This is a genomic window from Pseudomonas sp. KH_024_B2, assembly GCF_057839965.1.
On record NZ_CM174502.1, the window covers coordinates 3275794 to 3293185 of the forward strand.

The following is a 17392-nucleotide window of genomic DNA, read 5'->3' on the forward strand; positions in this document are numbered from 1 at the left end:
GGCTTTTGCAGGAGCACGGCTTGCCGGCAATCCGTGCTCCTACAAGGCTTTGGTCCAGAACAGCATGCGGCCATGGGCCGGGTCGAGCATCCCGGCGGCGAAACCGAATTTGCCGTAGGACGCCTGAGCCGCGTCATTGCCTTCAAGGACTTCCAGGGTAATTTTGCAGCAACCACGCTGGCGGGCGATATCCTCGACCTTTTGCAGCATTTTCTGGCTCAGGCCAAGCCCACGGTATTTCTTCACCACCGACACGTCATGCACATTGACCAACGGGCGACAGGCGAAGGTTGAAAACCCTTCGAAACAGTTCACCAACCCGGCAGGCTCGCCACCGACGAACGCCAGAACACTGAATGCGTGAGGACGCTTGGCCAGTTCACCGGGCAAATTCTGCAATACATCGGCCGACAACGGCGCGCCACCGCCCATGGGATCTTCGGCGTAGTGGTTCAAGACAAAACCGATGGCCTCGGCATGCACCGGATTGGTATAGCTGGCTTGTAGTACCAGAATTTCTGCGGCTTCCATTTCCATCCTCGATCACCTAGTGGTTTTCCCTTCCCCAGTACGTCTCCAGACGGCTGAAAAGGTCAACGGACATTATCGCGGCCAGACCCATTCCTACAATACCTTTGCATTTTTCCTTCAGCATTAGAGTCTATATCTTACGTCCCCCACACCTGCTCAACTGCCCGCAAGCCTTGGCCAAGCGGTGATTGGCCCAGGCGTTCTGGTAAGCCATGGTCAGTAAATGGTGGGACAGAGGCTGGCTCACAGCGGTACCTCCCATGATGTTCAAAGCGCCTGGCAAAACCGCTGCAATTGCATTTCCCGCAAGCGACTGAGGGTGCGGCGAAACGCAAATGCAAGATAACCCTCGGTGTACAACGACTCCATTGGCACCCGGGCTTCGATGTACAGTGGGACCTTGCGGTCGTAACACTCATCGACCAAGGCGATAAAGCGCCGCACGCTGTCGTCATACACCGACAACTGCGGCAGCTCGCGGTCTCCGGCGTCGACCCGTTCGACCCCGTCTTCCGTGCCGCGGGCAATTCGGCCGGGGCGCTGGTGTGCACTGAGATTCGGGACTTCGCTCAATAGAATAGCGCTGAAGCTGTCGCACAGCGCCATGAAGTCCATCGCCGCAAAGGGTTGCGCGCACAGGTCCGCGTAATGGCACCAGAGCACGCTAATGCTGGACTGCACGGCCGTGACGCAGCGGTAACCGACGCTGACCGGCTCGCTGAAAACCGCTTGCCCGACAGTCAATCCCTTGAACACTTCGCTCATGGCGCTTGCCTGGTCGGGTGCGCTGACCCAATAACGCTGAACTCCGAGGCCCGGATGCAATCGATGGTCTTCACTCCCCTCCACCGCCACCACCTGCATACGGCTTTTGATCGCGGTAATCGCCGGTAGAAACCGGTCACGATTGAAACCATCGACGTAGAGCTGCTCCGGTGGCTGATTGGAGGTGGAGACGATGACCACGCCTTCCTCGAACATCACCTGAAACAGCCGGCCGAGAATGATCGCGTCGCCAATGTCGTTGACGAACAGCTCGTCGAAACACAACACCCGCACCTGGGCACTCAGCTCGCGGGCCAGGGCTTTTAGCGGATCGGCGGTGCCGGTCAGCTGGAACGAGCGCTGATGCACCCATCCCATGAAATGGTGAAAGTGCTGACGCCGGGCCGGGATGCGCAAGCTTTGGTAGAACTGATCCATCAACCAGGTCTTGCCTCGGCCCACCGGCCCCCAGAGGTAGACGCCGGTGACGTGCGTGTGGCCCTGATGCAGAGCTTCGTGACACTGCTCAAGCGCCTGCACCGCTTGCCATTGCGCGTCATCCTGGACGAAGCCTTGTTGCTCGATAGCATGTCGATAGGCGCTGAGGGGAGAATCGAAGGTCATACAGGCAAAAGAGTCCGGGAGGTTGAAGCTGGGCAATGTAGCAGCAGGCTTCGCCAGCTGCTACACGACCGTCGAGCTGTCGCGGGCATTGGCGGCGGCAATGTAAGCGGCGATGGCGGGCGCAAGTGAAGAGGCTGGATTCGACATGTGGGTATGGCTCCTTGTTGGTTGATTCTGGAAGCATGCTAAAACAGCCCTGTGTCAGTTCTTGTCAGGAGTGAAACGCCCCGCTTCATCCAGTTTTTGCGCCAGGCCCGCAGCAGGTCGCTGCGACGTCCCGGATAGCGCTCGCCCTGCTGTGGCGGCGAGCCTGAAACTCTCGGGTTGTCGTATTACTTCATCCGCCCTGCGATTACCTGTCAAAAATGTAATCTTCGCCCCACGCGGGCGTTAACTTCCACTTAATAGAATGGCCACACACTGCACCCGTGACTTCATATCACGTCCGAAGCGGACACCACACACTCTTGAGGCTAAACACAGTATGAAACTTTCAACTCTGATCCTCGCTGGCTTGATGACCGTTAGTTCTGCCGCAGTCTTCGCCGAAGGGGGGGCTGAACGAATCAGGCAACATTGGGACAATTTCAAGTTGAGTCAGCAACAACTCCACGGTAAATCCGATAGCACGGCGTCCGTCGACACGGTTAAAACCGCACCCGCTAATGACTATCAGATAGAAAAAGAACAACAGCCCAACACCTGACCCCACGCAGCAATCTACTAAGTTCTGGCAATACCGCTCCTTTGGCAGAGATTAGCTTTGGCGTCCTTTTGGGTGCCTTTTTTATATATGACACTTTCGCAATTCCCGCCTTGCCAATCGGTAAAGCGTCCGAAAAACTACAAATACGTTATTGCACAGCATTGATCTTTTCAGCGTATTAGTATCCGACACACATTAACCGTGTTTTCAACACACGCCGAAACAATACGTGTGGAAGTTACTGGATTCGACATGTTGATACAGCGCCTTGTCTATTGATTCTGGAGTCATGCTAAATCAGCCGGGGGACTTTATTCACGTCTGCATAATCGATGTGCAGCTTTACCTGGCTGCGAATGGCCTGGCGAAAGACATTCAACTCCACGGCATTTTGCGGATAGCCGTAACCCGCCGGTCCGGCAAGCACCGTCGGGTTGCGCAAGGTGGTTTAAAAGCTTCGCGGGCAAGCCCGCTCCCACAAATCATGGGTGAGCACAAAATTGTGACTGTACTCAATCCATGTGGGAGCGGGCTTGCCCGCGAAGGTGGTCTGACAGTCACCGAAGAAGTGCAGGAAACTCCAATCTACCGATCCACCTTATGCCGCGCGGCATACACACACAGCATCTCCATCGCCAGGGTCGCTGCCGCCAATGAGGTGATGTCTGCGCTGTCATAGGCTGGCGCGACTTCCACCACATCCATGCCCACCAGGTTGATCCCGCGCAAGCCGCCGATAATCTCCAGCGCCTGCACCGTGCTCAAACCGCCACACACCGGTGTGCCGGTACCGGGAGCGAATGCCGGGTCGAGGCAGTCGATGTCGAACGTCAGGTACACCGGGTTATCGCCGACCCGCTCGCGGATCGACTCGATGATCGCGTCGCAGCCACGCCGATGCACCTGCCGCGCATCCAGCACCTGAAATCCCTGATGATCATTATTGGTGGTGCGCAAACCGATCTGCACCGAGCGGGACGGATCCACCAGTCCCTCCTTCGCCGCATGCCAGAACATGGTGCCGTGGTCGATGCGCTTGCCATCCTCATCGGGCCAGGTGTCGCTATGGGCGTCGAAATGGATCAGCGATAACGGACCGTGTTGTCGGGCATGGGCCTTGAGCAGCGGATAGCTGATGAAGTGGTCTCCACCAAACGTCAGCATCGCGCAGCCGGCCGCGAGAATTTTTTCGGCATGGGCTTCGATGCTGTCCGGCACCGACTGCGGCGTACCGGAATCGAAACTGCAATCTCCGTAATCGATCACCGCCAGATGATCGAATGGATCGAAGGCCCACGGCCAATGCCGCTCCCAGGCAATTCCGGTCGAGGCACTGCGGATCCCCCGCGGGCCGAAACGTGCGCCCGGGCGGTTACTGGTGGCGGTGTCGAACGGCACGCCGCTGACCACCACATCGACACCGCGCAAGTCGCGGCTGTAACGCCGGCGCATGAAACTGGTGATGCCGGCGTAGGTGCTTTCAGCGGCAGTCCCGTAGAGGCTGTCGCGGGTCATGGCCTGATCGTTCAGGTCAGCGATTTCCATGGAGAGATCCTTATTATTGGCGGCTACGGAAAGTGGTCCACACGCGGGTGCGCTGACGCATGTCCTTGAGGCTCATGCTGCGGTCGGCGTATAGACGGCCACGCACATCGGCGGGCGGAAAAATGTCGGAGTCATCACGCACCGCGGCATCCACCAAGGGTGTCGCGGCCCGGTTGGCGGTGGCGAAAAACAACCTGTTGGTCAGCCCTGCCACCGATTCCGGGCGCAGCATGAATTCGATAAAGGCCCGCGCGGCTTCCGGGTGCGGGGCATCCTTGGGGATCGCCAGATTGTCCTGCCACACCAGCGTGCCTTCCCTGGGAATCCGGTAGGCCACTTCGAACGGCTTGTTGGCCTTGTGTGCCTGGTCGGCGGCCATGCTCGCGTCACCGTTGTAGGTCAACGCCAGGCATACGCTGCCGTTGGCCAGATCACTGATCTGGCGCCCGGTGGCTACGTACAGCACCGAGGGCTGCAACCGATGCAGCAAGGCTTCGGCGGCGGCCAGATCGTTCTTATCGGTGCTGTAGGGATCTTTACCCAGATAATGCAGTGCCAGACCGATCACTTCCTGCGGCGAATCAAGAATGGCCACACCGCAGTCTTTCAGTTTGCTGGCATATTCGGGTTTGAACAGCAGGTCCAGGCTATTCAGGGCTACGCCCGGCAGTCGCTTCTGCACCGCCTCGACATTGATGCCCAGACCCAAGGTACCCCAGGTGTAAGGCACGCCATAGCGGTTGCCGGGGTCGACAGCGGCGAGCTTTTCCAGCAAGTCCGGGTCGAGGTTGGCGTAGCCTTTAAGGCTGTCATGGGGAATTTCCTTCAGCGCACCGGCGGCCATACCACGGGCCAGCACACTGGACGACGGCACCACCACGTCATAGCCGCTGCCGCCGGTGAGCAGTTTGGTTTCCAGGACTTCCGGGGTATCGAAGGTGTCATAGCGCACACGAATGCCGGTTTCCTGTTCGAAACGCTGCAACGCCTCGGGCGCCACGTAATCGGCCCAACTGTAGAGATTAAGCACTTTGTCTTCGGCATGAGCCGACAGCGCAATGGCGAAAGCCAGAGCTGGACAACAGAATCCGAGAAACTTACCCATGACGAAATACCTGCCGGGATTGAGTGCCTGCAGCATGCTGCCTTAGGATACATTGTAAAAATATTAAGTTTATTATCCTGACTTTATCCAGGAGTAATGTTTGATGCTCGGTCAAATTCACGATCTGGACCTGCACCTGCTGCGCCTGTTTGTCAGCGTCGTGGAATGCGGCGGTTTCAGCGCCGCCCAAGGTGAACTCGGGCTCAGCCAGTCGAGCATCAGCCAGCAGATGGCCAAGCTCGAAACCCGTCTCGGCTACCGGCTGTGCAGTCGCGGCAAAGGCGGTTTCAAACTGACGCCCAAAGGTGAACAACTGCTCGGCTCGACTCGCGAGCTGTTCCAATCCATTGAAGCCTTCCGCCATCAATCCAACGGGGTGGCCGGTCGATTGCTCGGTGAAGTGCGTCTGGGTTTGTCCGAAGCTCTCGATCAGTCGGTACTGCAACGGGTAGCCGAAGCGATCCGGCGCTTTCGCGAACGGGATGAATCGGTGCGCATCGAACTGATCAGCGCCATGCCCGGCGAGATGGAAAGGCTGTTGCTGCAACAGCGGCTGGACCTGGCGATCGGCTACTTCTCACAGGTGCAAAGCGCTTTCAATTACCGTCAACTGTTCACTGAAACCCAGCATCTGTATTGTGCGAAAGGACATCCGCTGTTCAGCAACGACGCACCTGACGATGAGGCGCTACACAGCACCGATCGGGTCGACCACCCTTATCGTTTTCTGCGCAGTGATGAACCCTTTCAGGGCAAGCTCTGCTCGGCCCGCTCGGAGCAAGTCGAAGGCACTCTCGCCTTCATCCTTTCCGGCAAGCACGTTGGTTATCTGCCCAGCCACTTCGCCCGTTCGTGGGAGGAAAAAGGCTTGCTCAGGGCCGTGCCTCGGCCAGACTTGAGCTTTGAGGTGGCCTTTCACCTGGCCCGCCATCGGGCACAGGTTCCCGGGGATGCGCAGCGGGCATTCGAGGAAGACTTGCTGACGGCGTTTTCCCTGACCTGGCATGCAGAACCCGGATGTCGACCGAATCAATCAGAGAGTATTTCATGCGCAGATTCCTCGGTTTATCCCTCTCCCTGCTCCTGCTCACCTTGAGCGCCTGCGCCCTGTTCCCTGATCGTGATCCGCTGAACATCAATGTGGTGGGCATCGACCCCCTGCCCAGTCAGGGCCTGGAAGTGCGTTTCGCGGTGAAACTGCGCCTGCAAAACCCTAACGAAACGCCGATCACTTACAACGGTGTGGCGCTGAATCTTGAAGTCAACGGACACCCCTTGGCCAGTGGCGTGAGCGATCAACAGGGTTCGATCCCGCGTTTCTCCGAAGCGATCCTGACAGTGCCGGTGAGCATCTCGGCCTTCTCCGTGCTGCGCCAGACCCTGGGCCTGAGCCAGACCCAAAGCCTCGACAACCTGCCTTATGTGCTGCGCGGCAAACTGGCGGGCGGGGTGATTGGCACGATGCGTTTCGTTGAGCGCGGTAATCTGAGCCTGCCTGGCACGATCACCGGGACCCGATAAGCCGAGCGCAGACCTGTGGCGAGGGAGCTTGCTCCCGCTCGGCGGCGAAGCCGTCGTAAAGCCTGCAAACGTGTTTTACCTGACACAACGAGCTGGCTGGTATTGGGGCCGCTACGCGCCCCAGCGGGAGCAAGCTCCCTCGCCACAATTGATCGCCAGACGTAGATTTCTGTTACACACCAAGGAGGAAACATCGCACATGGAACCCACCCCAATCCTGTACACCGAGCGCCTGATTCTGCGCCCGCTTGATCTGTCTGACGCCGAGGCCATTCAGCAGCAGTTCCCCCATTGGGAGGTGGTGCGTTATCTCAATGCCCTGGTGCCCTGGCCTTATCCGGCGGACGGCGCGCTGACCTATCTGCGTGACATTGCCTTGCCGGCCATAGCCCGGGGCGAAGAATGGCACTGGTCGATCCGCCTGAAGTCGGCGCCCGAACAACTGATCGGTAACGTCAGCCTGATGGCGGAGCAAGACAACAACCGGGGCTTTTGGCTCGCACCGCAATGGCAGCGCCAGAGGTTGATGAGCGAAGCCAGCGCCGCGGTGACCGACTATTGGTTCCAGACCCTGGATCGCCCGCTGATGCGAGTGCCCAAGGCCTCACCGAACCTGGCGTCACGGCGTATTTCAGAACGTGATGGCATGCGTCTGATCGGCACCGAAGAACGCGATTTCGTTGGCGGGCGCTTCCCCTGTGATATCTGGGAAATCACCCGCGAGGAATGGCGGCGTCTCAGATAAACCGCACCCCCGGCTTCGCCCGCTCATCCACGGTCAATTCGAATACGTCCGGGCGCGCATAGTGTCCGGTGACGTCGAAATCATAGCGGGCGCCGACCAATTGATCGGTGTCGATTTCAGCGCTCAGCAGACCCGCGCCGCCCAATAGCGGTCCGGCGAGAATATCGCCCATGGGGCCGACAATCACGCTGCCGCCGGCAATCAGCGGGCGCTCGGCCGGCCAGTTGGCGATATCCAGGCCCAAGGCGTGCGGTGAGTCCTGAACCTGACAGGCACTGACCACAAAGCAACGTCCTTCGTGAGCGATATGCCGCATGCTGACCTGCCACATTTCCCGCTCATCCACCGTCGGTGCGCACCAGACTTCCACGCCTTTGGCGTACATCGCGGTGCGCAGCAACGGCATCATGTTTTCCCAGCACACCGCGGCGCCGATTCGTCCGACGTTGGAGTCAATCACCGGCAAGGTCGAGCCGTCGCCTTTACCCCAGATCAGCCGTTCGGTACCGGTGGGCATCAGCTTGCGGTGCCTGGCCACCAGACCGCCTTGCGGTTCGAAATACAGCACGGTGCAATACAGCGTGCTGCCGAAGCGCTCGATCACCCCCAGCACCAGACTGGCGCCAGTGCGCGCGGACAATCGCGCCAAGGCCTCGGTTTCAACGCCGGGGACATCGATGGCATTGGCGAAATAACGGGCAAAGGCTTCGCGACCTTCCGGCAAGCGATAACCCAGTTGCGTACCAAAACCTTCACCTTTTGGATATCCCCCAAGCAAGGCTTCCGGCATCACCACCAGGCTCGCACCGGACTCGAGGATGGCCCCTTCATAAGCGAGAATCTGTTCCAGGGTCTCGTCCTTGCCGCCGGGCAATGAACCGATTTGCAGTGCAGCAACGATGGACTTGGGCATCACGGTAACTCCATAAGCAATGAGGTGTTGCTCATTCTCCGGCCGCGACCGATGATGAACAAAGACCACTTCACTGCTGAATGATATGAGCCAGATGAATATCGCCAACGTCGACCTCAACTTGCTCAAGGCCTTCGAGGCGCTGCATGACGAGTCCAGTGCCAGCCGCGCGGCGTTGCGTCTGGGAGTGACGCAGTCGGCCATGAGTGCGGCATTGCGGCGGTTGCGGGACTTGTATGGCGATCAACTCTTCGTGCGCACGGGTCGCGGGTTGGCACCGACGTTGCGGGCCAACCAACTGAAACCGGTGGTCAGTGAAGCACTGAACAAGTGTCGGCAAAGCCTGGCGATGGTCGACCCTAATGTCGGCCACTACGAAGGCCGCTCGGTCACCGTCGGTTTATCGGATGACTTCGAAATTGCCTACGGCCGCAGGTTGATTGAGGAGATCGCGTTGCGCGCACCGAAACTGCGCCTGATCTTTCGGCAAACCCACAGTCAGATTGTTGCCCATGCATTGATGGAGCGCAGTATCGACCTGGCAATCACCGCCGGTGGTTTTGCCGAGCGCATGCTCAGCCGCCAGGTGCTCGGCGAAGGGAGTTATCTGTGCCTGGTGGACCCGGGCAGCCTGGCCGACGGGCAGCATGAAATCGACCTCGACGAGTTCGTCAGACGCGAACATATTCTGGTGTCGTCGGGAGGGTTTATCGGGATCACCGATGAGGGCCTGGCCGGGTTGGGACTGAACCGACAGGTCTGCGCCTCGACCACCCACTTCGCGGCGTTGCCCTGGTTGCTCAAGGGTAGCCAGGCCGTGGCGACCATCCCGGCCCATGCGGCCCGGAGCATTGCCGCGCTCACCGGGCTGACGCTGCTGCCCTGCCCTCTGGCGCTGCCGCGCTATCCGATCGAACTGGGCTGGCGCACCAGTACTCAGCTCGATCCGGTGGTGTTGAAAGTCCGCGAAGCGATAGTGGCATGCTTTCTGTAGCAATAGCGCCGAGCGCAGAACCTGTGGGAGCCAGGCCGGCCGGTAGGCCGCCTCGCCCCGCCCCGCTTTGCTTTGCTTTGGCTTTTGATCTACCCGCCCCTTCGGCAGGCCGAGTGGAGGTGTTCATCAGGGGACTGGCGCGCAGCGCCCCTCGGCGAAGCCGAGGACATCGCATGGAGGTCGTCGCGAAGCAGACCGGAGGGCGATGCCCCCTGATGGACACCGGAGCGAGGGAACGCCGAGCCTTGGCGAGGTGCCGTACGCTTGGGGCGAAGACCTTTGCTTCCTTTGGGGCGTTTGCCAAAGGGAGGCGCCGTAAGGGCGAAACCATAAGCAGCCGTTACCGCAGGAATGGATATGTACACCAGCAAGAGATTGGCCGGCTGTCAGGCCGCCATCACGCCCTGAGCCTCTCCGTCAACACGGTTTTGCTGTAATCCGGCTCGCTTGTCACCACATAAACAGGCCGGCCGGTAGGCCGCCTCGCTTTGGCTTTTGCTTTCGCTTTTGATCTACCCGCCCCTTCGGCAGGCCGAGTGGAGGTGTTCATCAGGGGACTGGCGCGCAGCGCCCTGCAGTGGTCTAATTTCCCCAGACACCCCGATAGGTGGAAAATACATCTATCGAGGAGTTTTTCATGACCGACAAACGCAGAGTTTTTGACGAGAGCTTCAAGCTACAAGTCGTTAGGATGATCAAGGACCAAGGCCTGACCGTTCCACAGGTCTGCCTGGATTTGAATCTAGGTGAGACGGCTGTTCGACGTTGGGTGCGTCAGTACGATGCTGAGCTACTGGGAGAGACCGGTATCGGCAAACCACTGACGACTGAGCAACAACGTATCCGGCAATTGGAGCAGGAAAACCGCCAGCTTAAGATGGACAATGACATCTTAAAAAAGGCTACCGCCTTCTTTGCCCGCGAACTGAAATGACCTATCGGCTGGTCAGGCAGTTGCAACAGAAGGCTTACTCGGTTGCGCATGTCTGTCGGTTACTCAACGTCAGTCGATCCGGTTTCTATGAGGCCAACAAACGCGCTGCTGAGCCGGCATCTGTGTGCCCGATCACGGTTCAGCTCAAAGCCTCGTTTGTCGAAAGTGGTGGTTGCTACGGCAGCCGCCCGTTGCGGGATGCTTTGCGTGGCAAGGGCATGGTGGTCGGCCTTTATAAAATCCGCCGTTTGATGAGTGCCAACGGTCTGCGTTCGGCCTGGAAGCGCAAGTTCGTCCATACGACTGACAGCAATCATGACCTGCCCATTGCCGAAAATGTGTTGAATCGTCAGTTTGACCCCGCTGCGCCGAACAAGGCTTGGGTGGCTGACATTACCTACATCCGGACCCGCAGCGGCTGGTTATACCTGGCGGTGGTGCTGGACTTGTACTCCCGTAAAATTGTCGGCTGGTCCATGGCCCCGAACATGCCGGCGGAGCTGGTGTGTAGCGCGATGCAGTTGGCCATTGCTCAGCGTCAACCACCACCGGGACTGATCGCTCACTCAGACCGTGGCAGCCAATACGCCAGCGCGAGCTACAGAGCGCTGCTGGCGCGAAATGACATGCAGCAAAGCATGAGCCGTAAAGGTAACTGTTGGGATAACTCGGTGATGGAGCGCTTCTTCCTGAGCTTGAAAATGGAGCGGGTCTGGCGACGTGATTACGCCAACCATGGCGAAGCGATCCGCGACATCACGGAGTACATCGTTGGGTTTTACAACAACAAACGGCTGCACTCGAAACTGGGATATCTACCACCGACCGTTTACGAACGGACAATGGCGTCGAAACCACCTATCGAGGTGTCTGGAATTAGTTGACCACCGCACCCCTCGGCGAAGCCGAGGACATTGCATGGAGGTCGTCGCGCAGCAGACCGGAGGGCGATGCCCCCTGATGGACACCGGAGCGAGGGAACGCCGAGCCTTGGCGAGGGGCCGAACGCTTGGGGCAAGCCTTTTGGTTACTTTTTGGCGTTTGAAAAAGTGACACGCCGTAAGGGCGGAACCATTAGTGGCCGTTACCGCAGGAATGGATATGTACACTATTAAGTGATCGGTCGGCTGTCAGGCCGCCATCGCGAGCAAGCTCGGCTCCTACAGGTACAAGGGTGGCCTTGCCGATAGACACAGGAAAATCCGCTTACTTCGCCGCCATCAACCGGTTGACTTCACTGCGCACCATGTTCGCGAATTCCGGCGGGGACAGGGTATCGAGCTCCGAGCGCACCCATTCCGCCCATTTGCCCTTGCGCTTGGCGCGCTCACCGAGCAAGCGTGCGCCCTCGCCTTTGGCCTTGCCCAGATTGCTCTGCCAAAGGTCGAACAGACGGGACTTTTCATCTTCGAGCGCAGCGCGCTCGGCAAGGGGCTGGTTGGCCAGATTGAAGCTCATGGGAGTTACCTGCTGCGTAAAATTGGCGACATCTTACACTGTAGGAAGGAATGTCCTGGCCTGGATTTTTCGTAGGCTTACGACCCAGGCACAAAACAGCTGCAACTTTTCCACTTGCAGCCGACTCCATTGTTCACTGCCCATTCACCTGCAAGGAGTACCCCAATGGCCCGAAGAAACGACACGCAAATGGCCGACGAACAAATCAAGGATCAAGTCTTCAGCGAGCTGCAGGCGCTGATCGAAGAGTCGGAAAAATTACTCAAAAACAGTGCCTCGCTGGTGGGTCCGGAAGGTGAAGGTCTGCGCGAACAAGTCTCGCTGAAACTCAAGCAGGCACTGGATTCGGTGTCGGTCGTGCGCGAACGCAGCAGGCCGGTGGTCGATGCCACCGAAGTCTATATCGGTGGACATCCCTGGCAGACGGTGGCGATCTCTGCCGGTTTCGGGCTGGTGGTGGGTCTACTGCTCGGGCGTCGCAGCTAAACACCTGAGCCTGGTGCCTCAATCTCCAGCCAACACACGCAAATGCGCCAGCTCATCCAGCGCAATGGCAATCCCTTTTTCGTGAGACCTGGCTCGCTCACGATGACGACGATCCCCCGGCATTCGCTTGAGCCCTACCCCATGCATCTGTCGCACCAGTTCCTGACTGCGCTCGGCGAAGTTCTGCCCGGCGGTTTTGCTGGGGTCGATCACGATAATCAACTGCCCGGTCCAGGGGGTTTTGGCCCCCGGGTGATTCGACCAGTCGAATTCGAACGAGAAGTTGCCACCGGTCAGGGCCGCCGCCAGCAGCTCAACCATCATCGACAACGCCGAGCCCTTGTGGCCGCCAAACGGCAACAGCGCACCGCCTTCGAGGATCGCTTTGGGGTCCTGAGTCGGCTGGCCCAGGCTGTCCACGCCCATGCCGGCCGGCAGACGCTCGCCCTTGCGCGCGGCGATCTGTACGTCGCCGTGGGCGATGGCACTGGTGGCCAGATCGAAGACAATCGGATTGCCACCGGCCCGCGGCGCGGCAAAGGCAATCGGGTTGGTGCCGAACAGTGGACGATCAGCACCGTGAGGCACCACGCAGGTCATGCTGTTAACCACGCTTAACGCCACCAGCCCTTCATCGGCGAAGGGCTCGACATCCGGCCAGAGTGCAGCGAAGTGGTGAGAGTTGCGAATCGCCAATACCGCGATCCCGGCGCTTCGGGCTTTTTCTACCAGAAGCGCCCGAGCAGCCGCCAGTGCCGGTTGAGCAAAACCGTTGGCCGCATCGACCCTTACAAAGCCTGATGCCACGTCCTCGACAACAGGTACCGCTTTACCATCGACCCAGCCGCTCGCCAGCGTCGAGACATAACCGGGAATACGGAATACACCATGACTGTGGGCGCCATCGCGTTCGGCACTGGCACAGTTTTCGGCGAGGACGCGAGCCACTTTGACCGAGGTACCGTGATGCAGAAAAATTTGCTCTAACAGCGCCACCAGCTGAGCGAAGGTGACATGTTCTGAAGGGGTTTCGACAACCAAAGGTGATGCAGACATCTGAAGCTCCAGTTTAATTATTGGAGGGGGCAACAGCGTATGAAGGTCCGGCACCGCGATTAAACAACGCTTGGCGAGCTTCCTGTCAACTCTTGTCGATGGCTCGTGCGCAAGCGCTGGTCGCGAAATCTGTATCTGTCACGCATAAGCACTAACTATCCCCCATACGGCGGCCTGGAAAAGTTCGAAAATGCCGGCAATCTGATAGCCGAACTGACCGAGCGCGCAGCAGGTGCGCTGCAAAACTGGGTACTCAGACTTCTCCCGGATTCCCAACAGGCGACTTACAGGAATTTGCTGGCAGCGCTGATTCACCATAGAGACGAAGCAAGCGCAGAAAATTTAACCGAGCCATCTTTTTTGGATATCTCACCTGTCTCTGACTTGATACCGACAAATTTTCTACATCTCAATCTTCATGATTGCCTTGCTCGTTCGTCTTAGTAACAGAGAGCATCCATCACTTTCCTGATCAGGCTCTAAAAAGGAGTTTTTTTGCATGTACAACCAGCAACTGCCAATGGATGGCAACACTACCCCGCACAGCCCATCGCTGGCGGGTAGCAACGGTGTATTCGGTAAAAGCGCCGAGCGCCACAGCAATGACCGAATCAGGTTTTTGCTCAAAAGCTTCGGCCTGCGCACCAGCCTGATTCGCCTGAAGGTCATCGACGCCTTGTTGACGGCCGCCGAGAGCGACCGCGCGCTTGGCGTACGTGGCGTACATAGCCATTTGCTGGAACTGGACATTCCCTTGTCCTTTCTCAGCGTGCGCGAAGTGCTCAAGCGTCTGTGCAGCGAAGGTGTGGTCACGCTGAACCCGGACAAAAGCTACAGCCTGAATCCAGACGCTGTCGCGCTACTCCACAGCAAGGTCTGAAGCCCTGAGCGTCAGGGTTTCAGACCTTGACCTTGCGGCGCATTACGCCATTGACCACTACCACGATCACCGCCACGCCAATGGCGATGTACTGGAACATTTTTTCGCTAATCATCCCGACGTTTTGCAGGTAAGACAGGCCAAACATGATCCCCAATACCACCAGGGAGATCAGAATCGAATATTTCAAACGTTGCGACTGGGTCATTACGGGTTCCTGAGCCTGAAAATTTGTATCCGGTTTGTATCCTGATGCATACCAAACCTCTACATTTTCGAGGGGAATGGGCAGCTACAAACGGGGTCTCATGTTACAGCCGATGAAGAGTTTTCGCTTCATTGCGGCTTCAACCATGAGGACTTTGAAATGTTCCGCCGAATCACAGTGCTGATTCCCCTGCTGATGACCTTGACCCTGAGCAGCTGCCTGATTTTCCCCGACGGAGGCTGGCACCATCACCAACACCGCCATCACGATGGCGGACATGGCTATCATCACCGGCGCTGAAAAACCTTCAGTGAACCTCTCGACGTTGCATCACCACGATCATCCTCCCGGGCGCTGGAAATCATTCCGCTCCCGGGAGCACAGTCTATGTAAAACTTTGAAACACAAGTGACCTTTTTCATTGGGGAAAATGGTCAGAATGCGCACAGTGAAATGATCAGCAAGAGATAACCGATGAAAACCATACTGCGTCTGGCAGCCCTTTCTACCCTGTTCATCACCTCGCTGGCCCAGGCCGCCGAACTGATTCCGATCGACGTGCACCGCGATGCCAATTGCGGGTGCTGTAAAAAGTGGATCACTCACTTGCAAGCGAATGGCTTCAAGGTCAACGACCACGTCGAAACCAACATGAGCGAAGTCAAACAGCGCCTCGGTGTGCCGCCGCGCCTGGCTTCGTGCCACACCGGCGTGATCAACGGCAAATTCGTCGAAGGCCATGTGCCTGCCGAACAAGTACTGGCCTTGAGCAAACGCTCCGACCTGCTCGGCGTGGCCGCTCCGGGGATGCCCATGGGCTCGCCGGGAATGGAAATGGATGGCATGGCCGATGCCTATCAAGTCATCGGCTTGAGCAAGAACGGCACCGATGAAGTGATCGCCGACTACCCGGCCCATTAATGCTCGCAGGCTACCTCGGGCTATTCCTCGCGGCCTTCGGCGCCGCCACCTTGCTGCCATTGCAATCCGAAGCAGTGTTGGTCGGTTTGCTGCTCAACGACAAGCACCTGGTCTGGTTGCTGTTGAGTATCGCCATCGCCGGGAATGTGCTGGGTTCGCTAGTGAACTGGTGGCTGGGACGCGGCGTTGAGCGCTTTCGGGACAAGCGCTGGTTTCCGGTCAATCCTCAATCATTGGAGAAGGCTCAAAAGCATTATCAGCGCTATGGTCACTGGTCATTGCTGCTGAGCTGGGTACCGATCATCGGCGATCCTCTGACATTGGTCGCCGGGGTGCTGGGCGAGCCGTTCTGGCGTTTTTTGCTGATCGTGACCCTGGCCAAGGGCGCACGCTATCTGGTATTGGCTGGGGTGACGCTGGGCTGAAGGGAGGAGCCCCGGACACATTCGGATCACTGACACTTCCAATGTATCGGCATTTGCCGGACACTACATGGCAAATGCCGAATCAATGGAGGTGCTCAATGTTCGCCGAAGTCATGCGGGAACCCGCCTACGGCGCGTACCGAATCCGACTGGAATCTCTCCTGCAGATTCCGACCGACGCGAGCGAGTTGGAGATCCACGAGATCATCCAGTTCGGTTTCGATGCTGGACGACTGATGAAACTGTGCGATCAGGGTGATGTAACGCCTTTGGAGCGTGATCAAATCATCCCGCTGAAAACGCTGAAGACTCGTATCGCCAAAGACCAAAAGCTGACCGTCGATGAGAGTGATCGGTTATTCCGTGCGGCCCACATCACCGCCATGGCGGATGCTCTGTTTGGGAATGACGAGAAGGCCAAGCGCTGGTTGTCGAAGCCCAAAGATCGGTTCTCCGGGAAAAGTCCAATGGCCATGCTATCGACCATTCAGGGTACCCGACAGGTTGAGGAGATGCTTATCCAACTGGCAGAAGGCTTTACCTTTTGATTTTCTGGCGGATAAGCGCGTTTGCAGACCTGACGGGGCGCGGTGGCGTTCTCGCGAGTGGGCGCTGGCACACAGCTGGAAGGCCTGTCGTTTACCTCGCCGGGACGCCTGCCGGTGCCATGCTTGAAATACTGGTCCATCTTGAGGTGGATCAGGAAGACTTTCCTGAAACACTGCAACTGCTTAGGGTCGAGATCCCTGATGACATCCGCATTGCCCCCGCGCCACAACTCAAGGCGGACTGGGCTGACGACCTTCGTCACACGAAGGGGCTGGGCGATGCGTTCCTCAAGACCACAGCTGAACTCCTGATGCCTGTGCCAAGCGCTATCATGCCGCACAGTCAAAATTACCTCTTCAACCCCATGCATATGGACTCGACGAGGGCCGTTCTGTCCGGCGAGATCTTCAAGCTGGATAATCGCCTGCTGAAGAAACAGTAGGCAGAACTACCGGCAGTTCTTTTCGCAGATGATCGATGACATTCAGGCTTGGTCCACAGGACAGCCGATCCGCCTGTTGACCTGATCCCTGTGGCGAGGGAGCTTGCTCCCGTTCGGCTGCGGAGCAGTCGTAAAACCGGCACGCGCAGTGTATCTGAATAATTGCGGTGCCTGATTTTAGGGTCGCTTCGCAACCCAGCGGGAGCAAGCTCCCTCGCCACAAGTGCTCGCACCATAGTGGTGCGCCACCATCACCTTCTTCGCGCATCGAGGGCAAAAAAGCCTGCCCTTCGTCAACGTGTCTGTAACACATCCATGGTAGTCATTCGCCTCATTCAGCACTTTGTCGGACAATTTTGCCAAGAAGCCTTCCCCGCTCTAACTTCTGGCCTAGACTCAGTTTCCCGGGCGAAAACCGATCGGCTGGCCGCCTAAAAAAAGTCGAAACTTTCTACCCGGACGAAAGGTCAGGTTAAAGGTAGGCCGTATTGTTTGGTGCATTCCTTGCAACGGTAAATCCACTCTTTATTGCTTCAGCGTACTCGAAGCCATTTACCCGTTTTGCGTAGCGCTTGTGCGCTTTG

Annotated in this window: 21 protein-coding genes and 5 pseudogenes; 13 read left to right on the forward strand and 13 right to left on the reverse strand. The window is 58.0% G+C overall.

Features of this window, described 5'->3' with window-relative positions:
• Positions 1-39 precede the first annotated feature (39 nt).
• From AC3I0A_RS15275 to AC3I0A_RS15295, 5 genes and pseudogenes are all read right to left on the reverse strand, one after another.
• The gene (locus AC3I0A_RS15275; RefSeq protein ID WP_489372786.1) at positions 40-531 is read right to left on the reverse strand and encodes a GNAT family N-acetyltransferase; all 492 of its coding nucleotides are present in this window, start codon (positions 529-531) and stop codon (positions 40-42) included.
• Positions 532-685: 154 nt separating this feature from the next.
• Positions 686-778, reverse strand: a pseudogene (locus tag AC3I0A_RS15280) (DinB family protein); the annotation flags it as partial.
• Positions 779-798: 20 nt separating this feature from the next.
• A complete protein-coding gene (zapE, locus tag AC3I0A_RS15285; RefSeq protein ID WP_489372788.1) occupies positions 799-1920 on the reverse strand; it encodes a cell division protein ZapE in 1122 nt (373 codons plus the stop codon).
• A 66-nt stretch (positions 1921-1986) separates the two neighbouring features.
• Positions 1987-2067: pseudogene (locus AC3I0A_RS15290) on the reverse strand (nuclear transport factor 2 family protein); the annotation flags it as partial.
• A gap of 54 nt (positions 2068-2121) precedes the next feature.
• Positions 2122-2219: pseudogene (locus AC3I0A_RS15295) on the reverse strand (transcriptional regulator); the annotation flags it as partial.
• A 185-nt stretch (positions 2220-2404) separates the two neighbouring features.
• On the opposite strand from AC3I0A_RS15295, the gene AC3I0A_RS15300 reads away from it, so the two are divergent.
• Positions 2405-2626 carry a DUF2790 domain-containing protein gene (locus AC3I0A_RS15300; protein WP_489372789.1) on the forward strand — a complete coding sequence of 74 codons (222 nt, stop codon included), beginning with the start codon at positions 2405-2407 and terminating at the stop codon, positions 2624-2626.
• Between the two features lie 304 nt (positions 2627-2930).
• On the opposite strand, the pseudogene AC3I0A_RS15305 reads toward AC3I0A_RS15300, so the two are convergent.
• From AC3I0A_RS15305 to AC3I0A_RS15315, 3 genes and pseudogenes are all read right to left on the reverse strand, one after another.
• Positions 2931-3068: pseudogene (locus AC3I0A_RS15305) on the reverse strand (transcriptional regulator); the annotation flags it as partial.
• Between the two features lie 143 nt (positions 3069-3211).
• Positions 3212-4171 (reverse strand): agmatinase, encoded by a 960-nt coding sequence (gene speB, locus AC3I0A_RS15310; RefSeq protein ID WP_489372790.1) that lies wholly within the window; start codon positions 4169-4171, stop codon positions 3212-3214.
• Positions 4172-4184: 13 nt separating this feature from the next.
• Positions 4185-5276: a polyamine ABC transporter substrate-binding protein gene (locus tag AC3I0A_RS15315; protein WP_489372792.1), complete on the reverse strand. Its 1092-nt coding sequence runs from the start codon at positions 5274-5276 to the stop codon at positions 4185-4187.
• 103 nt (positions 5277-5379) lie between these two features.
• Here AC3I0A_RS15315 and AC3I0A_RS15320 point away from each other — a divergent pair.
• The 3 genes and pseudogenes from AC3I0A_RS15320 to AC3I0A_RS15330 all read left to right on the forward strand — a co-directional run.
• Positions 5380-6270 (forward strand): annotated as a pseudogene (locus AC3I0A_RS15320) (LysR family transcriptional regulator); the annotation flags it as partial.
• Positions 6271-6323: 53 nt separating this feature from the next.
• Entirely contained in the window at positions 6324-6797 is a 474-nt protein-coding gene (locus AC3I0A_RS15325) for an LEA/WHy family protein (protein ID WP_489372794.1), read from the forward strand.
• A 199-nt stretch (positions 6798-6996) separates the two neighbouring features.
• Positions 6997-7542 carry a GNAT family N-acetyltransferase gene (locus tag AC3I0A_RS15330; protein WP_489372795.1) on the forward strand — a complete coding sequence of 182 codons (546 nt, stop codon included), beginning with the start codon at positions 6997-6999 and terminating at the stop codon, positions 7540-7542.
• Here AC3I0A_RS15330 and AC3I0A_RS15335 read toward each other — a convergent pair.
• Positions 7535-8455: a carbon-nitrogen hydrolase family protein gene (locus AC3I0A_RS15335; protein WP_489372797.1), complete on the reverse strand. Its 921-nt coding sequence runs from the start codon at positions 8453-8455 to the stop codon at positions 7535-7537. The two genes, AC3I0A_RS15330 and AC3I0A_RS15335, sit on opposite strands and share 8 nt — an antisense overlap.
• A gap of 85 nt (positions 8456-8540) precedes the next feature.
• Between AC3I0A_RS15335 and AC3I0A_RS15340 the strand changes: the two genes are divergently transcribed.
• On the forward strand, positions 8541-9449 hold the full coding sequence (locus AC3I0A_RS15340) for a LysR family transcriptional regulator (RefSeq protein WP_489372798.1): 909 nt from the start codon (positions 8541-8543) through the stop codon (positions 9447-9449).
• 637 nt (positions 9450-10086) lie between these two features.
• Positions 10087-11267 (forward strand): IS3 family transposase gene (locus tag AC3I0A_RS15345; protein ID WP_489372800.1). Its coding sequence is split into 2 segments (ribosomal slippage): positions 10087-10351 and positions 10351-11267, totalling 1182 coding nucleotides; the frame shifts between segments, so codons are not numbered across the junction.
• A 322-nt stretch (positions 11268-11589) separates the two neighbouring features.
• On the opposite strand, the gene AC3I0A_RS15350 is transcribed toward AC3I0A_RS15345, so the two are convergent.
• Positions 11590-11841 (reverse strand): hypothetical protein, encoded by a 252-nt coding sequence (locus tag AC3I0A_RS15350; RefSeq protein ID WP_489372801.1) that lies wholly within the window; start codon positions 11839-11841, stop codon positions 11590-11592.
• 165 nt (positions 11842-12006) lie between these two features.
• Between AC3I0A_RS15350 and AC3I0A_RS15355 the strand changes: the two genes are divergently transcribed.
• The gene (locus AC3I0A_RS15355) at positions 12007-12327 is read left to right on the forward strand and encodes an ElaB/YgaM/YqjD family protein (protein ID WP_489372803.1); all 321 of its coding nucleotides are present in this window, start codon (positions 12007-12009) and stop codon (positions 12325-12327) included.
• 18 nt (positions 12328-12345) lie between these two features.
• On the opposite strand, the gene AC3I0A_RS15360 is transcribed toward AC3I0A_RS15355, so the two are convergent.
• Positions 12346-13383 carry an Ldh family oxidoreductase gene (locus AC3I0A_RS15360; protein WP_489372805.1) on the reverse strand — a complete coding sequence of 346 codons (1038 nt, stop codon included), beginning with the start codon at positions 13381-13383 and terminating at the stop codon, positions 12346-12348.
• A 105-nt stretch (positions 13384-13488) separates the two neighbouring features.
• On the opposite strand from AC3I0A_RS15360, the gene AC3I0A_RS15365 reads away from it, so the two are divergent.
• On the forward strand, positions 13489-13827 hold the full coding sequence (locus AC3I0A_RS15365) for a hypothetical protein (protein WP_489372807.1): 339 nt from the start codon (positions 13489-13491) through the stop codon (positions 13825-13827).
• Positions 13828-13882: 55 nt separating this feature from the next.
• Complete coding sequence (locus AC3I0A_RS15370; RefSeq protein WP_489372808.1) at positions 13883-14263, forward strand: fe2+ zn2+ uptake regulation protein; 381 nt, start codon at positions 13883-13885, stop codon at positions 14261-14263.
• A gap of 19 nt (positions 14264-14282) precedes the next feature.
• Here the strand turns inward: AC3I0A_RS15370 and AC3I0A_RS15375 are convergent, their stop codons facing one another.
• Together AC3I0A_RS15375 and AC3I0A_RS15380 are read right to left on the reverse strand one after the other, a co-directional pair.
• Positions 14283-14471, reverse strand: a complete 189-nt coding sequence (locus AC3I0A_RS15375; protein WP_489372810.1) for a hypothetical protein — start codon at positions 14469-14471, stop codon at positions 14283-14285.
• Between the two features lie 84 nt (positions 14472-14555).
• Positions 14556-14750, reverse strand: coding sequence for a hypothetical protein (locus AC3I0A_RS15380; protein ID WP_489372812.1), 195 nt, complete (start codon positions 14748-14750; stop codon positions 14556-14558).
• A gap of 195 nt (positions 14751-14945) precedes the next feature.
• On the opposite strand from AC3I0A_RS15380, the gene AC3I0A_RS15385 reads away from it, so the two are divergent.
• The 4 genes from AC3I0A_RS15385 (at position 14946) to AC3I0A_RS15400 (ending at position 16808) form a co-directional block, all read left to right on the forward strand.
• A complete protein-coding gene (locus AC3I0A_RS15385) occupies positions 14946-15392 on the forward strand; it encodes a DUF411 domain-containing protein (RefSeq protein WP_489372814.1) in 447 nt (148 codons plus the stop codon).
• On the forward strand, positions 15392-15817 hold the full coding sequence (locus AC3I0A_RS15390; protein WP_489372815.1) for a YqaA family protein: 426 nt from the start codon (positions 15392-15394) through the stop codon (positions 15815-15817). The genes AC3I0A_RS15385 and AC3I0A_RS15390 overlap by 1 nt, the downstream gene beginning before the upstream one ends.
• Before the next feature lie 98 nt (positions 15818-15915).
• Positions 15916-16365, forward strand: a complete 450-nt coding sequence (locus AC3I0A_RS15395) for an Xre family toxin-antitoxin system antitoxin (protein ID WP_489372817.1) — start codon at positions 15916-15918, stop codon at positions 16363-16365.
• Complete coding sequence (locus tag AC3I0A_RS15400) at positions 16362-16808, forward strand: RES family NAD+ phosphorylase (RefSeq protein ID WP_489372819.1); 447 nt, start codon at positions 16362-16364, stop codon at positions 16806-16808. The genes AC3I0A_RS15395 and AC3I0A_RS15400 overlap by 4 nt, the downstream gene beginning before the upstream one ends.
• Positions 16809-17392: the final 584 nt, after the last annotated feature.